25 protein-coding genes are annotated in these 26,615 nt (G+C 56.6%); 10 read left to right on the top strand and 15 right to left on the bottom strand.

The features are described 5' to 3' along the window. Nucleotides 1–10: 10 nt before the first annotated feature. A complete protein-coding gene (gene thiS / locus AACY26_RS03350) occupies nt 11–211 on the bottom strand; it encodes a sulfur carrier protein ThiS (RefSeq protein ID WP_339511704.1) in 201 nt (66 codons plus the stop codon). Nucleotides 212–514: 303 nt separating this feature from the next. On the opposite strand from thiS, the gene AACY26_RS03345 reads away from it, so the two are divergent. From AACY26_RS03345 to AACY26_RS03320, 6 genes are all read left to right on the top strand, one after another. Continuing rightward, nucleotides 515–1,894, top strand: a complete 1,380-nt coding sequence (locus AACY26_RS03345; protein ID WP_339510958.1) for an aminotransferase family protein — start codon at nt 515–517, stop codon at nt 1,892–1,894. Between the two features lie 244 nt (nt 1,895–2,138). Next, nucleotides 2,139–3,629, top strand: coding sequence for a MocR-like pyridoxine biosynthesis transcription factor PdxR (pdxR, locus tag AACY26_RS03340; protein ID WP_339510956.1), 1,491 nt, complete (start codon nt 2,139–2,141; stop codon nt 3,627–3,629). Nucleotides 3,630–3,923: 294 nt separating this feature from the next. Beyond that, nucleotides 3,924–4,100 (top strand): hypothetical protein, encoded by a 177-nt coding sequence (locus AACY26_RS03335; protein ID WP_339510954.1) that lies wholly within the window; start codon nt 3,924–3,926, stop codon nt 4,098–4,100. 57 nt (nt 4,101–4,157) lie between these two features. Continuing rightward, entirely contained in the window at nt 4,158–5,918 is a 1,761-nt protein-coding gene (gene xsc, locus AACY26_RS03330; RefSeq protein WP_339510952.1) for a sulfoacetaldehyde acetyltransferase, read from the top strand. 72 nt (nt 5,919–5,990) lie between these two features. Then, the gene (locus tag AACY26_RS03325) at nt 5,991–6,941 is read left to right on the top strand and encodes a bifunctional enoyl-CoA hydratase/phosphate acetyltransferase (RefSeq protein ID WP_339510951.1); all 951 of its coding nucleotides are present in this window, start codon (nt 5,991–5,993) and stop codon (nt 6,939–6,941) included. A 23-nt stretch (nt 6,942–6,964) separates the two neighbouring features. Beyond that, nucleotides 6,965–7,264, top strand: coding sequence for a DUF6506 family protein (locus AACY26_RS03320; RefSeq protein WP_339510950.1), 300 nt, complete (start codon nt 6,965–6,967; stop codon nt 7,262–7,264). A 10-nt stretch (nt 7,265–7,274) separates the two neighbouring features. Here the strand turns inward: AACY26_RS03320 and AACY26_RS03315 are convergent, their stop codons facing one another. Further along, nucleotides 7,275–7,943, bottom strand: a complete 669-nt coding sequence (locus AACY26_RS03315; RefSeq protein WP_339510949.1) for a hypothetical protein — start codon at nt 7,941–7,943, stop codon at nt 7,275–7,277. A 320-nt stretch (nt 7,944–8,263) separates the two neighbouring features. Between AACY26_RS03315 and AACY26_RS03310 the strand changes: the two genes are divergently transcribed. After that, the gene (locus AACY26_RS03310; protein ID WP_339510947.1) at nt 8,264–9,220 is read left to right on the top strand and encodes a YeiH family protein; all 957 of its coding nucleotides are present in this window, start codon (nt 8,264–8,266) and stop codon (nt 9,218–9,220) included. Nucleotides 9,221–9,233: 13 nt separating this feature from the next. Further along, entirely contained in the window at nt 9,234–10,004 is a 771-nt protein-coding gene (locus tag AACY26_RS03305) for a TSUP family transporter (protein ID WP_339510945.1), read from the top strand. Between the two features lie 60 nt (nt 10,005–10,064). Here AACY26_RS03305 and AACY26_RS03300 read toward each other — a convergent pair whose 3' ends face one another. Together AACY26_RS03300 and AACY26_RS03295 are read right to left on the bottom strand one after the other, a co-directional pair. After that, complete coding sequence (locus tag AACY26_RS03300; RefSeq protein WP_339510943.1) at nt 10,065–10,325, bottom strand: YebG family protein; 261 nt, start codon at nt 10,323–10,325, stop codon at nt 10,065–10,067. Between the two features lie 135 nt (nt 10,326–10,460). After that, a complete protein-coding gene (locus AACY26_RS03295; protein WP_339510941.1) occupies nt 10,461–11,450 on the bottom strand; it encodes an MBL fold metallo-hydrolase in 990 nt (329 codons plus the stop codon). A gap of 236 nt (nt 11,451–11,686) precedes the next feature. On the opposite strand from AACY26_RS03295, the gene AACY26_RS03290 reads away from it, so the two are divergent. After that, entirely contained in the window at nt 11,687–12,157 is a 471-nt protein-coding gene (locus tag AACY26_RS03290; protein ID WP_339510939.1) for a phosphate-starvation-inducible protein PsiE, read from the top strand. Nucleotides 12,158–12,170: 13 nt separating this feature from the next. On the opposite strand, the gene AACY26_RS03285 is transcribed toward AACY26_RS03290, so the two are convergent. Continuing rightward, nucleotides 12,171–14,804 carry a DEAD/DEAH box helicase gene (locus tag AACY26_RS03285; protein WP_339510937.1) on the bottom strand — a complete coding sequence of 878 codons (2,634 nt, stop codon included), beginning with the start codon at nt 14,802–14,804 and terminating at the stop codon, nt 12,171–12,173. A gap of 149 nt (nt 14,805–14,953) precedes the next feature. Then, a complete protein-coding gene (locus AACY26_RS03280) occupies nt 14,954–15,829 on the bottom strand; it encodes an AraC family transcriptional regulator (RefSeq protein WP_339510935.1) in 876 nt (291 codons plus the stop codon). A 194-nt stretch (nt 15,830–16,023) separates the two neighbouring features. Between AACY26_RS03280 and AACY26_RS03275 the strand changes: the two genes are divergently transcribed. Continuing rightward, nucleotides 16,024–16,923: a DMT family transporter gene (locus AACY26_RS03275; protein WP_339510933.1), complete on the top strand. Its 900-nt coding sequence runs from the start codon at nt 16,024–16,026 to the stop codon at nt 16,921–16,923. A gap of 53 nt (nt 16,924–16,976) precedes the next feature. On the opposite strand, the gene AACY26_RS03270 is transcribed toward AACY26_RS03275, so the two are convergent. From AACY26_RS03270 to AACY26_RS03230, 9 genes are all read right to left on the bottom strand, one after another. Next, nucleotides 16,977–17,351 carry a hypothetical protein gene (locus tag AACY26_RS03270; RefSeq protein ID WP_339510931.1) on the bottom strand — a complete coding sequence of 125 codons (375 nt, stop codon included), beginning with the start codon at nt 17,349–17,351 and terminating at the stop codon, nt 16,977–16,979. Beyond that, complete coding sequence (locus tag AACY26_RS03265; RefSeq protein ID WP_339510929.1) at nt 17,351–18,184, bottom strand: SDR family oxidoreductase; 834 nt, start codon at nt 18,182–18,184, stop codon at nt 17,351–17,353. Before AACY26_RS03265 ends, AACY26_RS03270 begins: the two co-directional genes overlap by 1 nt. Nucleotides 18,185–18,274: 90 nt before the next feature. After that, nucleotides 18,275–18,739: a multidrug transporter gene (locus AACY26_RS03260; protein ID WP_339510927.1), complete on the bottom strand. Its 465-nt coding sequence runs from the start codon at nt 18,737–18,739 to the stop codon at nt 18,275–18,277. Between the two features lie 224 nt (nt 18,740–18,963). Beyond that, nucleotides 18,964–20,403 (bottom strand): mannose-1-phosphate guanylyltransferase/mannose-6-phosphate isomerase, encoded by a 1,440-nt coding sequence (locus tag AACY26_RS03255; protein ID WP_339510925.1) that lies wholly within the window; start codon nt 20,401–20,403, stop codon nt 18,964–18,966. Nucleotides 20,404–20,570: 167 nt separating this feature from the next. Next, nucleotides 20,571–21,218 (bottom strand): alginate O-acetyltransferase AlgF, encoded by a 648-nt coding sequence (locus AACY26_RS03250; protein WP_339510923.1) that lies wholly within the window; start codon nt 21,216–21,218, stop codon nt 20,571–20,573. A gap of 116 nt (nt 21,219–21,334) precedes the next feature. Next, nucleotides 21,335–22,477 carry an alginate O-acetyltransferase gene (locus AACY26_RS03245; RefSeq protein WP_339510921.1) on the bottom strand — a complete coding sequence of 381 codons (1,143 nt, stop codon included), beginning with the start codon at nt 22,475–22,477 and terminating at the stop codon, nt 21,335–21,337. A gap of 12 nt (nt 22,478–22,489) precedes the next feature. Next, on the bottom strand, nt 22,490–23,989 hold the full coding sequence (locus AACY26_RS03240) for an MBOAT family O-acyltransferase (protein ID WP_339510919.1): 1,500 nt from the start codon (nt 23,987–23,989) through the stop codon (nt 22,490–22,492). An 88-nt stretch (nt 23,990–24,077) separates the two neighbouring features. Further along, nucleotides 24,078–25,175: a mannuronate-specific alginate lyase gene (locus tag AACY26_RS03235; RefSeq protein ID WP_339510917.1), complete on the bottom strand. Its 1,098-nt coding sequence runs from the start codon at nt 25,173–25,175 to the stop codon at nt 24,078–24,080. 14 nt (nt 25,176–25,189) lie between these two features. After that, a complete protein-coding gene (locus tag AACY26_RS03230; RefSeq protein WP_339510915.1) occupies nt 25,190–26,602 on the bottom strand; it encodes an alginate O-acetyltransferase in 1,413 nt (470 codons plus the stop codon). Nucleotides 26,603–26,615: the final 13 nt, after the last annotated feature.

Genomic DNA, 26,615 nt, shown 5'->3' with positions numbered 1-26,615 from the left:
TGGCGTCTGATCAGCCGCCGCCAATGGCATGTACGATTTCAAGGCGATCGCCGCTTTGCAGGTACACGGCCACAAACTGGCTGCGTGGAATCACCTGCATATTGAGCTCAACGGCCAAGCGGCGATTTTCAAGACCCCGACGCGCAAGCAGCTGGTCAAGGCTCAGGTCGGCAGGCAGTTGCTGAACCTCGCCATTAATCGTGACTTCAATCATTGCAGCTCCATGGCGTATCGCGGCTTGCTATACGCCATCTTTGCCCTGATCCCGGCGTGCCTGAAGAGCCAATGGTGCCAGCCACATTGGTCCAGTCCGGGCGGCGCAAGTGCCGGGTCGTAGCCCTGGCACCTCAGTTGGGTAACAACTGGTTCTATCTGCGTTGGCGCCATGCTCTTAGTTTCGTCATCAGAGGCTGGCCCAGGTATTTGCCCAGCACAGCCTATTGCTGGATGACTGCGCCGCCTGCACGAGCAGGCTGGCCGCTGACAATAACAAGGTTCCACGCAGGAGGTTGGCATGAACAACATGACGAATGAATTTGATGCAGCTGAAGTACTTGCCAGTGATCGCAGCCACGTATGGCATCACCTTACCCAGCACAAACCGCTGGAGCAGAATGACCCCATGGTGATTGTCGAAGGCAAGGGCATGCGCGTATGGGACATCAAGGGCAATGAATACCTAGATGCGGTTTCCGGTGGCGTGTGGACGGTGAACGTCGGTTATGGCCGTGAGCGTATTGCCGATGCTGTGCGCGAGCAGTTGGTCAAACTCAACTACTTTGCTGGTACTGCCGGCAATATTCCTGGTGCGTTGTTCGCCAAGAAGCTGATCGAGAAGATGCCTGGTCTGAGCCGGGTGTATTACTCCAACTCAGGTTCCGAGGCCAATGAAAAAGCCTATAAAATCGTTCGTCAGATTGCCCACAAAAAATACGGCGGCAAGAAGCATAAAATCCTGTTTCGCGAGCGTGATTATCACGGCACCACCATTACGGCGCTGAGTTCCACCGGCCAGTTTGAGCGTAAAAATCAATATGGCCCTTTCACGCCGGGCTTTGTGGAATTTGCCCATTGCTGTGAATACCGCTCGCAGTTTGGTGATGTGGCCGACTACGGCGTGCGTGCGGCGCTGGAGATGGAGAAAGTCATACTCGCGGAAGGTCCGGACACTGTTGGCGCTGTTGTGCTTGAGCCGATCACGGCAGGTGGCGGGGTTATTACGCCGCCGGTTGGCTACTGGGAAACCATCCAGGCGATCTGCAAAAAGTACGACATCCTGTTGCACATTGACGAGGTTGTCTGCGGTCTGGGCCGCACCGGAAAATGGTTTGGTTACCAGCATTACGGTATCCAGCCCGATATCGTGACCATGGCCAAGGGCGTTGCCAGCGGTTACGCCGCGATCTCCTGCACGGTCACCACCGAAGCCGTGTTTGAAGCATTCAAGGATGACGCAGGCGATCGCATGGGGTACTTCCGGGATATCAGCACCTTTGGTGGCTGCACCGCAGGGCCGGCAGCGGCGTTGGCCAATATGCAGATTATCGAGGAGGAAGGCCTGCTCGAAAACGTCACCCAAATGGGTGAGTACTTTATGGCTCGCCTGCGTGAGCTGCAGGATAAGTATCCGCTGATTGGCGATGTTCGCGGCAAAGGTTTGTTTTGCGGTATTGAATTGGTCAAGGACCGCCAGAGCAAAGAGCCGGTTGCCGAAGGTGTTGCCATTGCTATCGCTGCCGACTGTATGCGCCAAGGCGTGATTATCGGTCGGACCAATCGCAGCTTCGAGCAGTTCAACAATACCCTGTGCTTCAGCCCGGCGTTGATCGCGACCCAGGCCGATCTGGATCAGATTATCAACGCTTTGGATAATGCGTTAGGGCGAGTTGCCTAAGCAGCAAACAGGCAAATACCAAGCCGGGCTGATGATCAGTCCGGCTTTGGCGTCTTGCCCTAAAGCCGCTTTAAACCCTGGCTGGCGTACGGGTTTTGATGGGGTTGCGGCTGGATAGTCTTGGCTGACTGTTGGTGCTAGTCTGCCCCGCAGTCATCGCACTTTGGCGCATGGGCAAAGTGGAGTTGCTGGGTTGAACCATAGGGACTCCAGCATGTGCAGTTACTACAACTGAGGCCGCGATATGTTTCATCTATTTCATTTGTCAGCTGATAAGCCAACCGGCTTGCAACAGCAGTTACGTGAACAGATTGCCCAGGTCATTCTCAACGGCAATATCCCCCTCGACAGCCCGCTGCCTTCCAGTCGCAAGCTCGCCAAACAACTGAATATTGCGCGTAATACTGTGGTGCTTGCGTACGAGCATTTGCTCGATGATGGCTATCTTGTTGCCCGTGAGCGCAGCGGTTATTACGTTAACCCAGATATTCTGGCGCGTAAGGTCGAACCTGCTAAAGCGCCGGTTGAGTCGTTCGATGGCGCACCCGACTGGTCCAGTCGCCTGGTAGTAAAACCCAGCGAACAACGCAATATGAGCAAGCCGCGTGACTGGCAGAAATATCAGTATCCCTTTATCTATGGCCAGTTCGACCCCGTACTGTTTCCCACTGCCAACTGGCGTGAATGTTGTCGTGACGCAGTGAGTATCCCGGCCATTCGTGATTGGGCGTCCGACCGTTTCGATAATGATGATCCCTTGTTGATGGAGCAGATTCGCACGCGCTTGCTGCCGCGTCGGGGTGTTTGGGCATCACCCGAGCAGATACTGGTCACGGTCGGCGCCCAACACGCGCTCTATATGCTCGCTCGCCTGTTATTGCGCCCCGATAGCCTGATGGGTATTGAAGACCCGGGCTATATGGATATCCGCAACATCGCCATGCTCAATCCGTCGCGGGTGCAGCCGTTGGCGGTTGATGCGCAAGGGCTGGTGCTCAGTGATCAACTCAATGCCTGCGACCTGGTCTACACCACACCGAGCCATCAGTGTCCGACCACTGTGACCATGCCGCTGGAAAGACGTTATGAACTGCTGCGTCGTGCTAATGAACATAATTTCCTGATTATTGAAGACGACTACGAAAGCGAAACCAACTTCAAGGCCAATCCGATTCCCGCGCTCAAGAGCCTGGATAAAAACGACCGGGTGCTCTACGTCGGCAGTCTTTCCAAGACCCTCGCGCCTGGCTTGCGCGTGGGGTATCTGGTTGGCCCCGAGCCGTTGATTCGCGAGGCGCGGGCATTGCGCCGATTGATGGTGCGCCATCCTGCTGCGAACAATCAGCGTTCGGTTGCCCTGTTCCTTGAACGCGGATATCACGATGCATTGATCATGAGTCTGATGCGCGCCTATCAGGATCGGCATCAGCAAATGGGCGATGCCTTGCGCGAGTACTTGCCGGACTCATCGCGAGAGCCGAGCTTTGGTGGCTCCTGTTACTGGGTCAAGGGCCCTGAAGGACTGGATGCGCGCGAGCTGCAAAAGCAAGCCGCCAAGCACGGCATCCTGATCGAACCGGGCGATATTCATTTTTATGCTGGACAGCCGCCCTTGAACTATTTTCGCCTGGGTTACTCCTCAATTGCCGCAGAGCATATCCGCCCCGGCATCAAGCTATTGGCTGGGTTGATCAAACAGCTCAGTGAGGAGCCTGCTGAGCCGCAACTTCACTAGGATCCACAGCCCCGGGTTTTCTTCAAACGCCATGCTCTGGCGCTGATCGAAAAGCCGTCAAGCAACATCATCAACGCACAAGCTAGCGCAGCCTTTGCCTGCGGTAGCTTGCCGTGCGCGCCAGCAAACGCTGGATATGCACTGGCGCAACAACTGGCCCGCAACTGGTTCTATCGGGCAGCTCTGTGACGCTCCTACTCTAGGTCCAGCCCAGACGAACACGCACTCACTTGCGAGTGCCAGGTTTGACTGGGCTGACCGTGCTTCGTCACAAGAATAAGAGGAGAGCGCTACATGCTTAATGGCATCTCGAACCTGATCAACCGACTACGACTGCACCTTGATATGGGGCCAGTTGCGGCGCTTGTGATGCAGCACCTGAACATTAAAACAGGGCAGCAAAGCTGTTCTGAATCCGAAGTTGCCGAGTTTCTCGGCTATTCCTGTGCGCCGATGCCGCTCTGCGGCTAAGCCCCGATTAACCGGCGGCTTGGCCGTCGTACCCTAAGTACTGAGAGGAAAGTCGATATGGCACGCATGACACCCAGCGAAGCGCTTGTTGAAACCATGGTCGCCAATGGCGTAACCGATATTTTCGGGATCATGGGCTCGGCCTTTATGGATGCGATGGACATCTTTGCCCCGGCTGGCATTCGTTTTATCCCGGTGGTGCATGAGCAAGGCGCCGGTCACATGGCCGACGGTTACTCGCGAGTGAGTGGTCGCCATGGCGTGTGTATCGCGCAGAACGGCCCCGGTATCACCAACTTTGTCACCGCTATCGCCGCGGCCTATTGGGCGCACAGCCCAGTGGTGGTGATCACCCCGGAAACCGGCTCCATGAGCCAGGGCCTGGGCGGTTTCCAGGAAGCCCAGCAACTGCCGTTCTTTGAAACCATCACCAAGTACCAAGGGCATGTGGCCAACCCTGCGCGAATGGCTGAACTGACGGCGCGTTGTTTTGACCGTGCCATGCAGGAAAACGGCCCGACCCAGCTGAATATTCCGCGCGACTTCTTCTATGGCGATATCAATGTTGATATTCCAACGCCCATGCGCATCGAGCGCAGCGCTGGTGGCGAGAACAGCCTCAGCGAGGCTGCGCAACTGCTGGCCTCTGCCAAGAATCCGGTGATTATCTCCGGTGGCGGCGTGGTCATGGGCGATGCAGTCGAAGCCTGTAAGGCGCTGGCTGAGTACCTCGGTGCGCCGGTGGTGAACAGCTATCTGCACAATGACTCCTTCCCGGCCAGCCATCAGCTGTGGTGCGGCCCGCTGGGCTATCAAGGTTCGAAAGCCGGTATGAAGCTGCTGTCGCGCGCTGATGTGGTGTTGGCCTTGGGCACGCGTCTCGGCCCATTCGGAACGCTGCCGCAGCACGGCATGGATTACTGGCCAAAGCAGGCCAAGGTGATCCAGATTGATTGCGATCCGAAGATGCTTGGCCTGGTTAAAAAAATCTCGGTGGGCATCTGTGGCGATGCAAAGGCAGCAGCGCAAAACCTGCTCGCTCGCTTGCAAAACCTGGATGTGCTGTGCCTTGAAAACAAGGGCGCTCGTGCTGAAGAGATTGCCATGGAGAAAGCCAATTGGGAGACCGAACTGAGCGGCTGGATTCACGAGAAAGATGAATACTCGCTGGACATGATCAATGAGCAGAAAGGCGAGGATGGCAACTACCTGCACCCACGTCAGGTCTTGCGTGAGCTGGAAAAGGCCATGCCGGCCGATGCCATGGTTTCGACCGATATCGGCAACATCAACTCAGTCTCCAACAGCTACCTGCGCTTTGAGCAGCCGCGTTCCTTCTTCGCCGCCATGAGCTTTGGTAACTGCGGCTATGCCTTGCCAACCATCATTGGTGCCAAGGTCGCTGCGCCGCATCGCACAGCGATTTCCTACGCCGGTGACGGCGCCTGGGGCATGTCGATGATGGAGATAATGACCTGTGTTCGCGAGAACATTCCCGTCACCTCAATCGTCTTCCACAATCGCCAGTGGGGCGCCGAAAAGAAAAACCAGGTCGACTTCTACAACCGTCGCTTCGTCGCCGGCGATCTTGAGAATCAGAGCTTTGCCGGGATTGCCCGATCCATGGGAGCTGAAGGCGTGACAGTGGATCGGTTGGAAGATGTGGGCCCGGCGTTGAAGGCTGCCTGTGAAGCGCAAAAAGCCGGCAAAACCACGGTGATTGAAATCATGTGCACCCGTGAGTTGGGTGATCCGTTCCGCCGCGATGCCTTGTCCAAGCCTGTGCGTTTCCTTGAGAAATACAAAGACTACGTCTAAGTCGCAGCAGCAACGTCCCTTGCAGCGACGCCTCTGGGCGTCGCTGTCTATCACCAGTAACGGAGAAAAATTATGTTGAGCACCATTGCGCATGAGTGCCCAGCGTTTCTGCTTAACCGGGCCAAGGCTTTGCCGCGCGTTGTCACTGCGGTGGTTAACCCGGTCAATATCTTGACCTTGAGCAGTGCCAAGCAAGCCTGCGATGAAGGCTTGATTGAGCCAATCCTGGTTGGCGATGTCGGTCAGATTCAACAGCTGGCAGAGCAGTTGGATTGGGACCTGCACGGTCTGCGCATCGTCCCCGCCGCTGATGAGTCACAAAGCGCCGCGCTCAGTTGTGCGCTGGCAGGCAAGGGTGAGGCGGGCGCTTTGATGAAGGGGCATCTGCATACCGATACTTTGCTGCGCGCGGTGCTCAAGCGTGATGCAGGATTACGCACCGCAAGCCGGCTCAGCCATGTATTCCATATGACGCTGCCGGGCAGTGATAAAGCCTTGTGCATTACCGATGCGGTGATCAATGTCCAGCCTTCGATCATCGACAAGGTGCATATTGCGCGTAACGCTATTCAACTGATGCATGCCTTGGGTTATGACTCGCCGCGCATGGCCATTCTCTCCGGCACCGAAGAGGTGAGCAGCAGTATGCCTTCGAGCCAGGATGCCGCAGAGTTGACCAAGTTGGCGGCAATCGGGGCAATTAGCGGCGCGCGCGTCGAAGGCCCGCTGGGGTTTGATAACGCCATTTCCGCAGAGGCTGCACGGATCAAGGGCATTGGTGGCCAGGTCAGCGGCAATGCCGACATCTTGCTGGTGCCGAACCTTGAGTCGGGAAACTTCCTGTTCAAGCAGATGGTTTATTTTATGAGTGCAACGGCGGCTGGACTGGTGCTGGGCGCAGCTGTGCCGATCATTCTCACTTCACGAGCAGACCCGCTGGAAGCACGGTTGGCCTCATGTGCCCTATCTTCCATTTTCGCCGGGTACTGTGCGCAAGGCCCTGATCGGGCCGTCGCGGTTTAATCTTTCAGCAAGGGGCATTATCGATGGCTGTGCAACGCTACGGATTTATCTTCAAGGCACCGGGCATGGATTTTATGACCCATAACGGCCAGCTCGAGTCGGACAGTTTTGCGGCAACCCTGTGTGGCGTCGCCGATGTTGAGCAAGCGGTTATGGTGGCGCTTGAGTTGCTGACACGGCACGTGGAGTTGATTGAGTTGTGCGGTGCATTTAGTGCTGATGAAGTCGCGCAGATTCGGCTGGCGCTCGGCGATAAAATCCCGCTGGGTGTTGTGCAATACAGCGCTGAAGACCGTCAGCGCTTGCAACTGACATCCTCCTGAACACTTGTTGCTAGGCGGGGCTTGCTACTCGCTCAGCCTGACAGCGCCAGAGGCTCAGTACTCGCCGACGCCACCAGTCGCTGCCTTCAATCAACTGGCGAATCAATGCCTGCTGTTGTGCATTTCCTGCAAATAGTTGGGGACGAGGTAGAACCGGTAAGGCGTTGAGTTGTTCCTGATTGGCCAAGGGTTGCTCGCCGATCAACAAGGGTAAATGCGGACAAAGATAGAACAGTATTGGGCTGGTTTGAGCCTGCATCCCCGGCATTTCGAATAGCATGTGGCTGGCCCTGTCGAGGAGTTCCTGCGCCAGCTCAAGTCCTGCGCTGTCGTGACACTGGCGAATATGATCCCAGCGCGGTGCCAGCTCGCTGCGTATGAAGCCATCCATCCGCGCGGCCAATTCATCAGCACTCACGCCTTGCATATCCAGCCCTGTGCACTGGCCAAGCATGCGCAAATATGTCTTGTCGATCAGCGAGCGTCCAGCGTTCTGCCAGTCATAACCGGCAGCTTTTTGCAGGCTGCCATAGAACAGCAACAGCAAGCCGTTTTCGCTGCTGCGTTGATCGTTTCCGCCAGCAAACCGAGGGTTTGGCTGTTGCCAGTGTGAGCATAGCTGCTGGCTTGCATGGATCAGCCCTGGATTATCCGGCGCCTCTGTTACCGCTGTGTTCATGTCACTTTTCAGCACGCTCGATCCTGCCAAATAGATACATAGCAAGCTGCAATCTATCGCGCTGCAGGTTACCCAGCTAGCGCCAGCTGGGGGCTTGCGTTGGGCCAGTTGGATTGGCCCCTAACAAGGTGCCGCAGTGGCCCTAATGAGTAGAGCCAGCTTTCACTAGCATCGGTGGTCAGTTATGAACCACGGGTGTAGGTGAAAAGATGACAACAAAACAACACCACACGATTCCTCCGGTAGCGATGCGGGCAGATGAGCAGCATGCTGGATCTGAATCCTGGTTAAGCCGCCGTTCTCAGAAATGCAAACTCATAATGCCTGGCCTAATCACATCGGCAGTGGTCGGGGTCAGCGCCTCATTCCTTTCCGAGCACTACGGCGCGCCTGTGATGCTGATGGCGTTACTGCTAGGCATGGCCTTGGGCTTTCTCTCGGAAGAGGGGCGGGCGGTTGCCGGGATTCGTTTCACCTCAAGTACCATTTTGCGCATTGGCGTCGCGCTGCTGGGCATGCGCATCACCCTTGAGCAAATCATGTCGTTGGGCGGCACCTTGCTGGCCGTGGTGATTGGCGGGGTATTTCTGACCATGACCTTTGGTGTGGTGCTGGCGCGGTTGCTGGGTCAGTCGCGGGATTTCGGTATCTTGAGTGGTGGCAGTGTTGGTATTTGCGGCGCCTCTGCAGCGCTGGCGATTTCAGCCGTGTTGCCGCAGGACAAAAACAGCGAGCGCAATATCATCTTCACCGTGATCAGTGTCACCGCGCTGAGCACTATCGCCATGATCATTTATCCGCCCATTGCCCAATGGCTCGGGCTTGATGCCCGCCAGGCCGGGGTTTTCCTCGGCGCGACAATCCACGATGTGGCGCAAGTGGTGGGGGCGGGTTACAGCATGTCCGATGAAACCGGTGATACTGCAACAGTGGTCAAGCTGCTGCGTGTAGCCATGCTGGTGCCTATCGTGTTTAGCTTGTCGCTGCTGCTGCGCAAACGCAGTGACGGACCTCGCGCCGCGCTGCCATTGCCGCTGTTTATCATTTTCTTTGTGGTCTTCGTTGCCATTAACAGCAGCGGTATTGCTACGCCGGTTATCCGTGAGTTTGCCGTGAGCGTATCGAGTTGGTGCCTGGTGACTGCGATTGCCGCACTGGGGATGAAGACTTCGCTCAAATCTCTGCTCGAAGTGGGTTGGCGGCCAGCAACCTTGTTGGTCAGTGAGACGCTGTTTCTCGCGACCCTGATTCTGCTCGCCGTTCACTGGATGGGATAAGGTCAATGGATTCATGACCCTGCAACTGCACCTGATGTTTCTGGGCTGCGTGCTACTTGCCACCCTGGCTCAAAATCTCACAGGATTTGCCTTCGGCCTGATCCTGCTGGGCATGGTTGCCTCCATGAATCTGATTCCCTTGGCCGAGGTCGCAATTATCATCAGCCTTCTGACTGTTGGTAATGCGCTGGTGAACTTGGGCGGGCCCAAGCCTGAACTGGACCGCAGCGTCTTGATGCCGGTGTTGCTCAGCAGCCTGATTGGCGTGAGCATCGGAATGTGGGGGTTGGGTGCGCTGAATGAGTCGCAGATGACCTGGCTGCGGCTCTTGCTTGGGTGTGTGATTATCATCGGCAGCTTGCTGCTGGTTGTGCAGAGTAAGCCTCAGGAGCGCCTTTCGCGGCAGCCGGCCTTCTGGTTGTCGGGCGGTTTGTGTGGCCTGCTCAATGGTTTGTTCTCCAGCGGTGGACCACCATTGGTTTATCACCTTTATCGTCAGCCGCTGGGCTACGAAGTGATCCGCAACACCTTGATTACCGTGTTCGCGGCAAACTCAGTCACTCGCCTGGGATTGGTCATCGCTCAGGGTCAGATGACCTGGCATGTGATCTGGTTGAGCCTGGAAGCCTTTCCGCTGGTGTTTGTGGTGACTATCCTGATGCGCCGTTATCCACCCAGGCTCTCGCTGCGCGCCGTGCGTTGGTTGGTCTTTTGTCTGTTGTTGCTGGCGGGGGGAGGCTTGATCTGGGATGCCTTGCCGAGCGTACTGCTGGCTTCGGCCTGACCCATGGCGAGTGATGCGCCATGGGTTGGCTCAGCGTGCAAGGGTTCTTGTTACCTAAGCCTATTGGGCAGGCTCTTGGCCCAGGTCCTGTAGAGCATCGGGCTGGTTTTTAAAGGCCTTGGCAAAAATATCGCGGTTCTTGGCCATATAAATACCCAGTTCTTCGCCTTGGGTTTCATTCAGGCTCGGCACCGCTTTTTGCAATACCTCGGTGAGCAATTCAGCCAGTTCAAGCATTTTGTCATGACGATCAGCTTCGGCTTTATCCATGAACAAACGCTCCAAATCTCGACTGCTGCGGTACACCACTTCGACGGCCATTCATCACCTCTACGCCTTCACGCTAGTTAGTTTAACTGGTTGTTTATACAGTTGTGGCAAGCATAAAGAACTTGCCGCCATTTGAACAGCGGCAATGCGTGCGTCAATTACCAATCCTGTGTTTATTTGGTTTGGCTAGCGATCACTGCGAATCGGGCCAAACTCGGTTGGCACCCAGGCGTAGGCTTCACCTTCCTTGCGTACATGCCCGATGCCCGGGAATGGCAAATGTGCGCCTGCGACCCAAAGTTTATCCTTGGCCGCTTCAGCAAACAGTTTCTTGCGCGCGGCTATGGCTTTGGCGCTGTCGCTGTCGAATTCGATCGCCACGTTTGGTTGGCTGAATTGCACCGAGTGACTGTGTACGATATCGCCCCACACCAGCAGGTCTTGGCCTTTCGAACTGAACATGTACGAGGTGTGGCCAGGTGTATGGCCGTTGCTTGGCACCACAGCTACGCCTTCGAGCAACTTGCTATCGGGGTTGAAGGTTTGCACCTTATCGGCCGCTGCATAGGGTGCGACAGCTTTCTGGCTCATGGCGAACCTGCCGCGACTGGCTTCTGGCGCCTTGGCTTGTTCAGCGCTGCTCAGCCAATAGTCGGCATCGCCTTTGGGAATGTAGATAGTCGCGTTTGGATAAGCACTTTTGCCGTCGGCGCTGAGCAAACCGCAGGCATGGTCTGGGTGCAGGTGGGTCAGCAACACGCTATCGACCTGTTCCGGTGTATAGCCTGCAGCCTTGAGATTGTCCTGAATGTTGCCCAATGCAGGGCCAAAGCATTTGGCGGCCCCGGTGTCGACCAGCACCAGATTCTTGCCGGTGTTGATCAGAAAGGCGTTTACCGCTGTCTGCACGCCTTTACTCGACTCCAGGAACATCTTGGCCAGCAGGCTCTGGATGTCATCGGCGCTGGCGCCCTTGAGCAGTTGGGTGCCGATATCGACATAGCCGTCGTACAGCGCGGTGACTTCAAAGTCACCCACCATCATGCGGTAGTAGCCGGGAACCTGGTTGTTTTGCTTGGCAACTGGCGCGGCAGTGGCGCTGGTCGCCAACAGGGTGCTGGCAGCAACAGTCAGCATTAGCAGCGCACGGCGAGTAAAGGATTGAATAGTGGTCATGCTAAATCCTGGTCTGGTAAAAGGTTTGATCCGTGCATCAAGTGTTAGACCCTAGTCGCAGGGTTTGTCCAGCGCAATTGCATTGCGTGGTGTTAACTGTTCGCACAGCAGCCAAATAGAGGGTGCTAGCGGCCGTATTTGGTCTTTTTTGTGCATGCTGTTGTTAATGCAGGGGCTGTGGCATCTTTGTCACAGTCGTTAAGCACACTCTGTGTAAGTGTTCTAGGGAGTTTTAGATGAAGTGGGTCGATCGCAGTCGCGAACACATGCACCGGGGCGCAAATTCGGTTGGTAACTTACTGGTCGAAGGTTTTCATTACCTGGGCTTGTTCGCAATCGGTGCTGTCACTGCCTGGGCCTCAGTCATGGCGTTTCTGGCCATGCTGGATAAAGGCCAGGCCAGTATTGACGACATTCTGTTGTTGTTTATCTACCTCGAGCTGGGGGCGATGGTGGGTATCTACTTCAAGACCAACCACTTGCCGATCCGCTTTCTGTTGTATGTGGCGATCACAGCACTGACGCGTTACCTGATTGGTGATGTTTCGCACCACCGGCCACCGGATATTGGGCTGGTGTATTCCTGCGCAGGGATTTTCCTGCTGGCGCTGTCGGTTGTGGCAGTCAGATTTGCCTCATACAGGTTCCCGTCGAGCAAGCCGATTGACTCAACCGGCGAGGTCATTGGCAAGAACACCAGTCAGTAAGAGGTTACTCAGCTCAAGGGGTTAACGGCTCAAGCAAGGCTTGCAAGTCTTCTTCGGTGAGTTGCCACTTAGCCTGGCTGCCGCCGTCGAGGACGCCGCTGGCGAGGTTGGCCTTGGCCTGTTGCAGGTGCTGGATTTTTTCCTCGACGCTGCCGCGGCTGATCATCTTGTAGACAAATACGGGTTTGTCCTGGCCGATGCGGTAGGCGCGATCACTGGCTTGCGCTTCGCTTGCTGGATTCCACCAAGGATCAAAGTGAATCACCGTATCGGCGGCGGTCAGGTTCAGGCCTGCACCACCGGCCTTGAGGCTAATCAAGAAAATCGAGTGCTCACCCGCTTGAAACTGCTCCACTGGAGTGCGCCGGTCTTGAGTGCTGCCGGTTAGTTTTACGTAGCTGATATTGCGTGCGATCAGCTCGGCTTCGATCAATGCCAGCATGGAAGTGAACTGCGAAAACAGCAGCACCTTGCGACCTTCGGCGAACAACTCCTCGAGCATCGTCAGCAGTGCGCTGAGCTTGCCCGAATCACTGCTTTTCAGTGATACGTCGGTGTCGTCGAGCAGGCGCAGGTCGCAGCAGGCCTGGCGCAAGCGCAGCAGGGCTTCAAGGATGACAATCTGGCTGCGTGCCAAGCCCTGACGGCTGATTTCGGCACGTACCTTTTTATCCATCGCCAGGCGCAAGGCTTCATAACGATCACGTTGCGCCGCGCTCAGGTCGACCCAGTAGGTCATTTCGGTCTTGGGCGGCAAGTCGCGGGCGACATCCTGTTTCTTGCGCCGCAGAACAAAGGGCTTTATACGTCCGTGTAGGTGAGTCAAACGTTGCTCGTTACCTTGTTTTTCGATCGGTGTACGGTAGTCGCGGCTAAAGCTTTTGGCGTCACCGAGCCAGTCAGGCATCAGGAAGTTGAACAGCGACCACAGCTCTCCCAAGTGATTTTCAAGCGGCGTTCCGGTCAGGCACAGGCGTTGGTGTGCTCGGATTTGTCCGGCGGCGAGGGCGGTTTTGCTGCGCGGGTTCTTGATGTTCTGTGCCTCATCAAGAATCATCAGGCGATAGCTATACGTGCTCAAGGCTTTCAAGTCCCTGGGCAAGAGCGCATAAGTGGTCAGCACCACGTCGTGTTGGTCAATCAGCTTGAACAGGCTGCGGCGTTTGCTGCCATGCAGTGCAAGTACGCGCAAGCTCGGGGCAAAGCGCGCGGCTTCATCTTGCCAGTTGGGTATCAGGCTGGTTGGCATCACGATCAATGCTGGTTGCTGCAAGCGACCGGCTTGTTTTTCGCCGAGAATATGGGCCAGGGTTTGCAGGGTTTTCCCCAACCCCATGTCGTCAGCCAGCAGACCACCCATCTCCAGCTCACTCAAGGCTTGCATCCACGCCAGCCCTTGGACTTGATAAGGGCGCAGCTTCGCGTGCAGCGCCTTGGGGATTCTGGCTTTAAACTCGGGCAAGGCCTGCAAGCGATGGGCGAAGCTACGTATGGGCTCGCCGCCGTTCCATTCAATAGGCGGGCCGTTACTAAGCCGGTTCAAGCGCGGGGCATCAGCCCGTGGCAGGCGAATCTTGCTGGTGACCTCGCCCGGTTCGCGGAAAAACAGCTCGCCAAGCGTGGCAAGCATGGGTTTCAGGCGGGCAAAGGGCAAGGCTACGCGCTGATCGGTTTGCGTCAGGCTGACCAGCAGCATCTCCTCATCCTGGCGTTGGGCGACAGCCTCACCGTTGAGCAGCCAGGGCGTACGACGGATCGCCTGGAGCAATACAGGTAGCAGGCTGACGCGTTGACCGTCGATGGTGATGCCCAGTTCAAGGTCGAACCAGTCATGGTCGGCCGACTCTTCAATGTCGGCGTACCAATCGTCAATCTGCGCAAGGTTGTAGTGAAATCCGGGTTGCATCTCGATTTTCCAACCCTCTGCGCGCAGTGTGGGCAGGTGGTTATCGACAAAGCGCAGCCAAGTGGCTTCGTTGGGCAGCTCGAAGTGCTCGCCCGGATGCTCACCCAAGGCTTCGCTTTGGCGCAGGGCGATGCTCAAGCCCATGTCGGTCAAGCGCTTGCGCAACAGGCTTTCGGCATTGGCATCGCGGACGACACGCAGGTTCAGGTCGGGCTGTTGGCGGATCAGCAGGTCTTTGCCCTGGCGTCCGTAGGCCAGATGCCCTTGGTAGTCGAATGCAAGCGCGGCACGATGTTGCGTTTGCTCCAGCATGCGGCCTTTGCGTGCGTCAAAATGCACGCGCGCGTGGCTGCCCAAACTCAATACGGGTTGCGGCTTGATGCCTTCAAGGCGCTGTTCGGCGATTTTCTGGCTCGGCGTTATCAGGGTGCTGTGATCCACGGCAGACTTTTGTTGGCGCTCAAGGGTTAGCAGGGCGGCGGCTACATGCTTGCAGTTATAGCCCACCGGGCAGCTGCAGTGACCATTAATGCTCCAACCGTGCACGGTTGGGAATAGTTTGATGCGCTGCTGGTAGATTTGTCCCGATGAACCTTTGCAACTGGCAAGCAGGCTATTGTCCGTTAGGTTCAGCAGGGTGCTGCGTGTTTCTTCGGCGTAGCCAAGCCCCCGGCGAAAATGCCCGGCATCGAATGTAGAGCGCCAGTTATCCTGGTTCAGCTGGAGGATATTCAGGGGCATCGTTGGAGGTCTGCTGGGAAGGTCATCGGCGCGCCGTGAAATTAAGCAAAGCCGATGATTCTTGCACAGTTAACCGGCCTGATGCAGACCGTTGGGTCAAATACTTTGATTGCCCGCGCCGTCACTGGTCAGGGCGGTGCAACGGCTGATTAGCCTGCAAGCACCGCGCGGTACTGGCTGGGCGTTGCGTTATACGCCTGGCGGAAACGGTTGCTGAAGTGACTGGCGCTGGCAAAGCCGCAATCCAGGGCGATCTCAACCAGTGAGCGCTGGCTGTCGCGCAGTAGCTGTGAGGCCAGATGCAGGCGTTGCTTGAGCACGTAGCGGTGCGGTGGCAAGCCAAAGCTCTGGGTAAACATGCGGGCGAAGTGGTACTCCGACAGCGCGCACATGCTTGCCAACTGGCCAAGGCTCAGCGGCTGGTCGAGGTGACTGTCGATAAATTCACGCAATCGCCTGCGTTGAGCGGGGGCTAGGCCGCCACTGATTTTCAGGCCATCGCGCTTGCCCACTTGCGAGAGCAGGGCGTGGTCAAGCAGTTGATGGGCGATGCTGTTGATTAGCAGGCGCTCGCCGGGTTCGTGCCAGTCCATCAGGCTCAGTTGGCGAAAGCGCTGGGCTTGCGCGGCATCATCAAGGAAGGTGGCCTCGCGCAATTGCAGCTCACGCGGCTCGCGGTCGAGCAAGCGTACCGCCGCCAAGGCAAAGTGTTCCTCGCTGACATACAGGTGAGCCAGGTTGATTTCACCGTTGATGATCCACTTTGAGTGATGCCCAGCCGGCATTACGCAGAGCTTGCCGGGCGCGCCCTTGTTGTCGGGGCGCTCGCGGCGAAAGGTGCCAGTGCCGCCCGCCAGATAGCACGACAAGGTGTGATGTGTCGGCGCTTCGTACTCGCGTGCATCATGGCTGTTGCTCCACAAGGCAGCGGCCAGGCCGTCGCCTAGCTCGGCACTGTGGTGCAAGCGAGCGTTGGGCGATTGCCCCATTGCGTGGAATACCTGACTTTCTTCTAGTTGCGCCATACATACCTGTCCTCTAGCCCGAACATGCTACTCCGCCGTGGCTCTGCTGCCAGCCCCCAGCGTGAAAAATGCGCAAGATTGTGTAAGTCGCACGCAGCGGGTTAGGGCGGCGCACTGCAGTGAAAAGCGCAACTTTGTGCAAGCACGTCGGTAACGACAGGTGCACACTCGATTCATCTACTGGGAGTTGTGCGATGAACCTGTCGTTGTATTTGATGACCGTACTGATCTGGGGCACGACCTGGATCGCCTTGAAACTGCAATTGGGCGTGGTGGCGATTCCACTCTCGATTGCCTATCGATTTGGTCTGGCCGCTGCCGTGCTGTTTGCGATCTTGCTGGTCAGCGGGCGCCTGCAGAAAATGGATCGGCGCGGACAAATGATATGCCTGGTGCAGGGGCTATGTCTGTTCTGCATCAACTTTATGTGTTTTTACACGGCCAGCCAGTGGATTCCCAGCGGCTTGGTCGCAGTCATATTTTCAACCGCCACACTGTGGAATGCGCTCAATGCCCGGCTTTTTTTCAAGCAGCGAATTGCAGCCAACGTATTAGCCGGTGGTGCGCTGGGCCTGTTTGGGTTGGGCTTGTTGTTCTGGCCTGAGCTGGCGGGGCACGAGGCGAGTCCAGAAACCTTGCTGGGTATTGGCTTGGCGGTTATCGGTACGCTGTGCTTCTCGGCAGGCAATATGCTCTCAAGCCTGCAGCAAAAAGCCGGTTTGAAACCGCTTACGACCAATGCCTGGGGTATGTTTTATGGGGCGCTGATGTTGCTGGTCATCTGCCTGGTTACAGGCACGCCATTTACCTTTGAGGCCAATAGCCGCTATATCGGCACGCTGTTGTATCTGGCGATTCCGGGCTCGGTGATCGGTTTTACCGCATACCTGACGTTGGTTGGGCGCATGGGCCCGGAGCGGGCGGCCTATTGCACTGTGTTATTCCCGGTGGTGGCCTTGAATATCTCGGTTTTTGCCGAAGGCTACCAATGGACCGCACCTGCGCTAATGGGCCTGGTGTTGGTGATGCTGGGTAATGTTCTGGTGTTTCGTAAGCCCAAGGCACCTGCAGCAGCTGTGGTTGTTGCGCGCTAGCGCTGCGTGTTGCCAAGTGCCTGCAATGCAGGTGCTTGGGTGAGTGCTGCAGGCTACTGCGGGTCAGCGCTTTGGCGTGGAATCAGACAAACCGCGAGCAGCACCGGGTAGCACAGGTAATGCAGCCAGAACAGGATATGCCCGGCGCTGCCCGGCTCATCCTTGAGGTACATCATGGCGAGCAGGCCCAAATACAACAGTCCTAGCACCGTCGCATAGATCGCGACCATCCCCCAGCGCTCCCGGCGGTCGGGGAGCCGCTGGTTGCGCCACTGGAATACCCCGCGCACGATAAGGCCGACAGCCACGGCGACCAGCAAGGTTGCAGGCAAGCCGCCGAGTTTGACCAAGGCGCGCACCACTAGGTTGAGCACGGCCACAGCCGCAACCGCGCCGAATGCGTAGTAGTGCAATATGGGTTGCTTCATCAGAGTGTCCGGTTGAGGCCAAAGCGCTTCATCAGCCCTTTTTCGAGCAGCGCTTTAGGCAGAATGTTGGCCAGCAACGGTAACATATGACTGCCGTTGCCCAGACGGATAAGTCGTGGACGCTTGGCGCTCTGCACGGCAGCCAGAACATTACGGGCAAAATGGGGGGCGGGGGTTGGATTGTCTTGTGAGGCGTTGGCTCGGGCGCGGATGCCTTCACGTAAAGGCCACCAAGGCGAGTCTTCAGAAATAAGTTGTTCCGCTTGATGGCTGGCGTTGGCGCCAAAGCTTGAAGCAATAGCTCCGGGCTGAACTTCCATCACATCAATCGAGAAGGGCGCCAACTCCAGGCGCAGTGCATCGGTCAGTGCGTGCACCGCCGCTTTCGAGGCGCAATAGGCACCGGCAAAGGGCGTTACCAGTACTCCGGAAACACTGCCAATATTGACCACCAGGCCTTTATTGCGCCGCAACAAGGGGAACAGGGCACGGGTGACACTGACAATTGAGAACACGTTGGTTTCAAATTGTTGGCGCATGCCTTGAGCTCCGCCGTCCAGCAGTGGCCCCATGGCGCCATAGCCGGCATTGTTGATCAGTACATCGAGGCCGCCAATCTCTTCGGTAAGCCGTGCGCCAAGCTGTTCAACGGCGACTGCATCATTGACGTCGAGTTGCACTGCATTGAAACCGGCAGCGCTGAGGGCCTCCAGGTCAGACTCTTTGCGTGCCGTGGCCCAGACTTTATAACCAGCAGCCTGGAACGCGTCGGCCAGGGCGCGGCCAATACCACTGGAGCATCCAGTGATTAATGCAGTGAACTGGGTCGTCATAGCGCTATCCTGAGCAGAGTTGGGATTGGTTCAGAATAAGCCAATGGCGGTTCGCAAACCTAGCGTGAATATCTTGCCATGCCCGTCCAGTCAGTCGGCAAAGCTGCCTTGTATACGCTGCGCCCGAAACTCAAGGCTGTTGGCCCGATATCCGCTGCGCAGCGGAGGTAAAGGCAGGCAGCTTTCCCAGGTCGAACCTGGGAGCAAATCGCCTGGGCCGGTGTAGCGGGGCGAGTCATAGTTGTTTTCCACCAGGTTGACACTGTCGCCTGGACGGAAGGCCGCCATTTCCCATTGCAGGTCGAGCAAGGGTTTGGAGCTGGCGTTTTTCAGGCTCAGGGCCAGCGGCTGGTCAGCCGGGCAGCCTTGCGGGTCGTAGCTAAAGCGCATTTGCAGTTCAGCCAGGTGACTTTTCTCACGGTTTTCCTGCCAGATCACGACCGAGGCGACAATAAACAAGCCCACGACTGCAACCAATGTCACTGGCAGGGCTTTGCTCGGGTAGCGAATCAGCAGGATAAACCAGCTGAGAATCAGGATTGCACCGAATAACATGGTGATGACCTTGGGCGGCGAACATCTGTTCATCCTACACAAGCTGGCGCGGTGGGGAAGGTGGATGGGTTAAAAAATGTAACCGCTGAAGTGCTGAAATAGCATGAATCACCTTCGAGCCGTCTTCTGCGCTGCTGTAGCGCAGCGATCGCCTCTAACGATCGCCTCTAAACAGCAAAAAGCCAGGCAGAAACGCGGGCTCCATTGCAGAGCCCGCATTCGGTTTAGCGCACGGCTATACGCGCGGCCTCGTCATGGCTGCGGCCGTAGACATCTTCAAAACGCTCGATGTCGTCTTCACCCAGGTAGGTGCCTGATTGCACTTCAATCAGCTCAAGGGGGATCTTGCCTGGATTGCTCAAGCGGTGAACCGAGGTCATCGGGATGTAGGTCGACTGGTTTTCCGTCAGCAAGAAGGTGCGGTCATCACAGGTCACCTCAGCGGTACCGGCCACCACAATCCAGTGTTCGGCACGGTGATGATGCATTTGCAGCGATAACTGCGCGCCCGGCTTGACCGTGATGTGCTTGACCTGGAAACGGCCGCCCATATCGACTGAGTCGTAGGAGCCCCATGGACGATACACTTCGCAGTGGTTCTGCGCTTCACTGCGATTCTTGGCATTGAGTTCATTGACCACATGCTTGACGTCTTGGACGCTGTTGCGGTGGGAAATCATGGTCGCATCCTTGGTCTCGACCACAACAATGTCGTCCAGACCAATAATCGACACCAGCTTGCCGTTACCCTGGACCAGGCAGTTGCGGCTGTCATGAACCATGACGTCGCCCTTGATGACATTGCCGTGCACATCTTTGTCGTGCACATCCCAGATCGACGACCAGCTGCCGACGTCATTCCAGCCCGCGTCGAGTGGCACTACGCAGGCACGATCGGTTTTTTCCATGACGGTGTAGTCGATCGAGTTGTCCGGACAGCAAGCGAAGGTGGCTTCGTCGATATTGACCACATGATCGGTCTCGCTGCTGCGTTCAAGGGCCAGCAAGCAGGTGTCATAAATGTCGGCGTCATGGCGCTTGAGCTCTTCAAGGTAACGGCTGGCGCGGAACATAAACATGCCGCTGTTCCAGAAGTAATCGCCGGAAGCCACAAACTCAACGGCGCGCGCGGCATCCGGCTTTTCGACGAAGCTCTCCACTCGTACCACACCTTGCGGCAGGCTCTCATCAGCTGTCGAACGGATGTAGCCGTAACCGGTTTCCGGCGTTTTTGCGGGTACGCCAAACAGCACCATTTCACCTTTTTCGGCCGCCGATTGGGCAATCATCAAGGCGGCTTCAAATGATGGCTGATCGTCCAGGACGTGATCAGCTGGCAATACCAGCAACAGCTCATCGCGCCCTTCAGCAACCAGCTTCATGGCTGCAATTGCAACCGCTGGTGCGGTGTTACGGCCAAATGGCTCGAGCAGGATCGACTGCGCACTGAGGTTCTGTGTGCTCAGTTGTTCTTGAATGATAAAGCGATGCTCTTTATTACACACCAATACGGGTGCTTCCATACCTGCAAATGACAGACGCTTGATGGTCTGTTGAAACATGCTATCGCTGCCTGTCAGCGCCAGAAATTGTTTTGGATACTGTTTGCGCGAAAGAGGCCACAGTCGCGAGCCGCTACCACCGGAAAGAATTACTGGGATCATGTGTTCAACTCCTGAAACGTTCATAGATTTTGGCTGGTATCACGCGTTATTGCGAGAACACCCGTTAGCAAGCTCATATGAGCCGTAGAGGACTTCTCCGTAGCGCCTGCCTTGGCGGCGCTATCTTTTTAGCGACCTGATTTTCGGCCTTTGAATTGTGGGTTTTATCAATCGGTTTTGGCTGGGCGCTTGACCCAGTTTGGTGAGATCTGTGAACCGCTGCCCGTGACATACAGGCTGACCACTTCGCCGCGGGCGAGGGCGACCGGCTTGAGGTCGCTGATCTTGTTGTCGCCTTTGAACAGCGCCAGTTTGATCTTGACCGGGTTGACCTCACGCTCGCCGTGGCCGGCCGGGGCAACGCTGTCGACCACTTTGGTCTTGCCGTCGGCAGTCTTCAGGGTAACGTTGCTGTCAGAAAGGTTCTGAACTCGCAGCAAGGCCTTTTGCTTGTTCTTGAACGCAGGGTCTTCAACCAGTTTTGGCTCAACGCCCGGCTGGCTGACCAGGGTGTAGTAGTGGCCAGCATCGAGTTTTACCGGGATCGTCGTGCTGCCTACTTGGGCGCTGTAGCTGCCGGCTGGCATAAAGCTGAAATCACTTGAACCAAGCGGCGAAATGCCATCCAGCGAGGTGTTACCGACACTGACATTCAGCTCGGTATTGCCAGCGTTATAGGCGCGTACGAAGGTTGAGCCTTTGGGGGCGATAGGTGCATACAAACCACCTTCTCCGGCACTCGCATGGAAGCTGCCAAGGCTCAGCGCGACTGCGCAGGCGAAAGTGGTCAAGTTGCGATTTGTCAGTAAGGTCATCAGTATTTCTCCATCTTCGTTTCACACAACGGCATTGCAGCCGTTAATTAAGCGAGGTGTCATACCTCTCTATTACTGTTCCGCGCTGGCAATATGCCGGCGGGTGGATTGGCGCTTCAGCGGTTGCCGGTAAGCGCCAGGTTTTGCTCATTGCCGAGCGCTTTGAGCTTTGCGATCCATTTCGGGTCGAACTCACTAAGGTCGTTGGGCATGGGCAGGTAACGCTCGGGGAACTCCCAGATCACCACTTTCGGTGGCGAGTTCTTGAAGTCATCACTCTGGAGGTACTTGAGCATCGGCAGAATCGGGCCACGGCCGTCCTCGGCGTAGTTGCTCAGGTCATGTTGCAAGTGCTGACGCAGCGCGCCCTCGAAATTCCAGTTGGGATTGGCGCTGTAGCTGGTGCCCACCAACGCAACCGGTATCTCGTTGTCAGCAAACAGGGCATCGGCTCCCTCGGTTTTAGAAACCGCTTCAGTGCTGCGCTTTTGCAGCTCATCAGGGCGGGGCATAAGGGTTTTGAATAGCGGATCAACCGGGATAAACCGGGTCAGGTCGCCATGGTAGGGCTTGGTTTCACCTGCCGATGTGACGTATTCCTGCGGCTCGCCCGGCAGCGCAAAGTTGTTGTGCACGCTCGCGCTTAAACGCTTGGCGGCAATATCGGCGCCCAGTGGCGTCCAGTGCGTATCGGTCCGCAAGAACAGCTGGCCTTGGCTTTTTTCGGGTTTAAGTGCGGCCAGCAGATCTGGCGCAGTGATTCCGGCACGGTGCAGCGCTGTGTGGAAGCGTTGGTACAGATCTGCATGAATGGCACTGGCGTGGTTGTTGCCCGTGTATTCGGGATACAAACGCGCCTTGGCTGGCACAACCGCCATCACCAGCTTGACGTCATGCTCGGCCAGCAGGTTGCGTACGCCTTCAACCGTGTTGAGGTTGTCACGCAGGTTTTGCGGGCCTTTGGCGTCGGGCTTGAACTCTTCATCCGAGTAGAGCCAGCCGTCGACACCGATCTTCACGCCTTGGCGGCCTTCGTTAAACAGCACGTAATCAAGGGCTGCCCAGACATTGGTGCCAATGTCCTTGAGTGGCAGTTCCTTGTCGTAATGATGTTCGAAGCTTTGCGCCAGGTTGCCATCAAGCACGCTGTAGGTCTTGGGGTGCTTGTAATCGAGCACACCACTCATTGATGAAATGAAGCCCAGCGACAACACAGTAATAAACGAGGCGATATAGATTTTTTCTGTGGTTCTTCTCATGGTCGGCCTCACTCAGAACTGGAAGTAAAGGAAGGGCGAATAGCTCTGCGCCGAGAGCTTCAACAGCGAGGCGCAAAACAGCAGGAACAGCGCAGTGCGCACCAGGGTTTGCGCCATGGCCGGATTCTGTTGCGCCATCACACTGGCGGTTGCGGTATTGGCGGAGCGGATAACCGGCTCGCTGCCCAGCGTGGTGTCTTTTTCAGGGCGCTTGCTGGAGCGGTGACGGTTGAACTCGCGCACGCCACAGACCGCCAGCACTATGTAGGCGATGACCAACGTTGCGATTTGCAGATCATTGATATTGGCGCTGTTCAGTTCGCTGAGCTGCCAGCCGTTGAAGCTGAACATTGCGCTGTACATGCGCCAGGCGATGTCGAGATTTTCAGCGCGGAAAATTACCCAGCCGAGCATGACCAGCAAGAAGGTAAAGGCCCACTTGAGCGGATTGAGTACTTTCGGTGCCGCGTTGACGCCCAGTGCGCGCTCGATGGCAAGCCAGGTGCCGTGCCACGCGCCCCAGATCAGGAATGTCCAGTTGGCGCCATGCCAGAAACCACCGAGCAGCATGGTCAGGAACAGGTTGCGGTAGGTGTTGAATGTGCCGTTGCGGTTGCCGCCCAGGGGGACATACAAGTAATCGCGCAACCAAGTGGACAGGCTGATGTGCCAGCGCCGCCAGAACTCGGTGATCGACTGGCTGATGTAGGGTTGATTGAAGTTTTCCATAAAGCGGAAACCCATCATCAAGCCAAGGCCAATGGCCATGTCGCTGTAGCCGGAGAAGTCGAAATACAGTTGCGCGGTATAGGCCAGCATACCCAGCCAGGCATCCCCGGTGCTTGGGTTGCTCAGGGCAAAACAGTGATCAACCAGCGGCGCCAGGGTGTCGGCGATAAACACTTTTTTGACGAAGCCCTGCATAAAGCGCGTGGCGCCTTCGGAAAACTTGTCAATGCTGTGGGTGCGATCGGTGAACTGGTCTGCCAGGTCTTTGTAGCGCAGCACCGGGCCTGCAATCAGTTGCGGGAACAGGGCAATAAAGGCCGCGAAATTGATCAGGTTTTCCGTGGGCTCGGTATCGCCCCGGTAAACGTCTATCAGGTAGCTCAGTGACTGGAAAATGTAGAAGGAAATACCAATAGGCAAGATCACATGAGTCAGGACAAAGGGCTCAAAGCCTGCTGCATCCATCATCTTGTTGATATTGGCAACACCGAAGTTGGCGTACTTGAAGTAACCCAGGGTCGCCAGGTTACCGACCACGCCCCACAACACCCAGCGTTGTGCGGCCTTGGTCCGGACGCCTGCACGGTAGATGCGCAGACCAAAACCGTAGTTCCACAAGGTGACAACCACGAATAACAGCAGGAAGTCGACCCGCCACCAGGCATAGAAGGTGTAGCTGCCAATCAAGATCAACAGGTTGCGGTAGCGTGCGCCACTGAGGTAGTACAAGCCGAGGAAGATCGGCAAGAACAAAAACAGGAACACGTTGGATGAAAAGACCATCCGTGCTTCTCCATTAACAGGTCAATAACAGAGCTCTTGAGCTCGTCGCCCCGCCAAACAACTTGGCGGGGATGGGGTAAAACGTGGTTTAGCCGCCCTGATGCTTTGGGTTGAATACGCTGCTGACATCACCGCCGAGGCGGAATGTCTTGAACGGGCCAAACTTTTCAATCCCTTTCTCGAAGTCCGCCGAGCAGCTGTAAAGCGTGCAATAGGGCGCAAGCCAGGAAAACTTGGCGCGTTTCTTGAGGTCGGTCATGTCCTGCTTGTCGCCGGTTTTGTCCTTGAACTCATCCGGGTCGGAAACACCTTCCATGACCCGCTCGGCAAGGCGTTTGAGCGCTTGCTGGTTTTCCGGGCGAACATCCACGCCATTGGCTTGGGCAAATGCAGCAATCATGGTCAAAGGCGGCAGGCTGTAGTTGTGGTACGCCAGCGCGCGTTGCTTGCGTCTTAGCTCGTTAGGCAGATAACCCTCGTCGTCGACTTGGTTGGCGGCTACCTGGAACTGCTTGATCGACCAGTCGAACAAGTCGCGCCTATTGGTTGCGACCGCCGTGGCCATCACGGACCAAGCCGCCCAATAACTGTGGTTGTTGATCTTGCGTTGTGGCAGGTCGCTCCAGTCGTGGACGGTCAACTCGGCGAGCTTGACGAACCACTCCTCGATTTCCTGCGCCTGTTGTGGGTAAGCCTTCAGAGGCTGGCTCTCGGAGAATTTCAAACGCAAGTAGGCTGAGGACATGCTGCCCAGGGCCCACTTGCGCATTGATTTACCGGTGTGGTTGTAATCCGTGCTGAGCAAGGCACCCGCTTGCGCCCAGCTGTCCATCCACTGCAGTGCGCACTCAAGTTGCTTGGGATCGCCGTTCTGCATGTAGCGCATCACGTAACGGTTGCTGCCACGTTCCATGGTGGTGATGTCGGCTGTGCTGTCGCGAAAGGCTTTCTCGGCGGTTTTATTGAGTGTCGAGCGGGCCTTGTCCGAACCTTCGTATTTACTGCGAAACACCAAACTGCCGGTATAGGGCTTTGGCGCTGGTTCACAGGACTGCGGTTTCTTCGCGGTGCTGTTCACCGGTGCGTAGTAGCCCGCCGGAGGCACCAAGTCATTCGCAAAGCTGGCTTGGGCAAATATCGCACTGGCCAGTAAACAAGGGGTTAGTAGCCATTTTTTCGCTTGCATAGTTGACTCCATCCTCAGTCAGCTTTCGCCGTGAGGTTTTTGCCGGAAGTCGATGGTCGCTTGCACAGAGTCGCTTCGACACTGAGGCCTGCGGGCATTTGTTCCGGGCTTTGGATTTCAAGGGCGAGCAGGTTGAGATCACGCCAGTCAGGGTCGTTTCTCAGTTCAAAGACATAGCGCCCGCCGGTATCGACGCGATCGCTTTGCTCAATTTTGAATTTTTCCCGGCGGCCATTGAGGTACCACAAGGTGGCTTTCGACTCGTGCACGCTGGGGTCACTGAATGTCAGGTCAATTTGATAGTCGCCGCCGCGAATATCGCGAAGTGCGGTGTTTTCACCGTTGACCAAGAGCTGGTTGTTGCCGGGTTTCATCTTGATTTTGTTATGCATCACCGACGGGCGACCTTCGCAGCCGTTGTCGACTATCGGCAGGGCCTGGCGGTAGAAGCTGTCTTGCGCCAGATCGTAGTGGGTGGCGAACTCCCAGATCAGGATCTTTGGCGGATTGGTGTGAAATTCCTCGCTGGCCATGTATTGCAGCAGCGCACTGTCGAAACCACCGCCACTGACGGCCATGTTCAGCACTTCGGCACCGCTGTACTGCTGCAGGAAACCAGGGAAGTTGTACGCCGGGCCGCTGTTACTGGTGCCGACAATGGTGATTTGCGGAACCGATTCATCGCCAAACAAACTGTCGGCGTCGGCAGCGCCAACCGGCTCGGTTTCATAGCGAGGCACATATTGGGTTGCGTAGCTGACGCCGCAGAATTCGGCTGCGGTTTTGTGCAAGGTGCCCGCTTTGGGCAGCAGACCGACAACGTTGCTTTCAAATTCCTTCTTTGGAATGTCATCAAAGCCGGGTATTTGCTTGAGCGTCTGGGCGACCAGTTTGGCCGTGCGTGAGGCACCCGCTGGCGTCCAGTGATGGTCGGCTTCGAAGTAATAAGGTGTCTTGACGTCTTTCTCATCAAACAAGGGCGAAAGATCGGTTACCCAAATCCCGGTCTTGCGCAAATCCGCGACCGCTTGCAGGTAGTTTTTTTTCGCCAGTGCGTAGTTGAAGCGTGATTTCTCGGCGTCCGTCAGTTGTTCGCGATTCACCAGGCCCCGGGTGGGTTGATAGACGATCATCAGCTCGATGCCCTTGCGCTTCAGCGCATCGCGTAGGCGCTTGAATTGCTGGTAACCGTGTGGCGTCGTGCCAAAGTCAGTGCGCAAGTCATTGCGGCTACGAAATAGCCAGTCGCCTTTGCCCTGTACCAGTGCGGTAAAAAAGCTCAGGTACTTGGTGTTGTAGTTCGCCGGGTTTTGCGCCGCCGGGCACAATGGGCCGACACGCTGCACGCTATAGCTGGGTTCAGCCATGGCTGCGCTGGCAGTGCCGAGCAAGACACCGGCTACAGCAAGTTGGCGCAGTTTAAACATCTTCTTACTCACG

The sequence above is a fragment of the Pseudomonas sp. RL_15y_Pfl2_60 genome (genome assembly GCF_963970595.1).
GTDB lineage: Bacteria > Pseudomonadota > Gammaproteobacteria > Pseudomonadales > Pseudomonadaceae > Aquipseudomonas.
The sequence above is the reverse complement of the archived record's forward strand: the minus strand, read 5'-3'. Positions and strand labels throughout refer to the sequence as shown.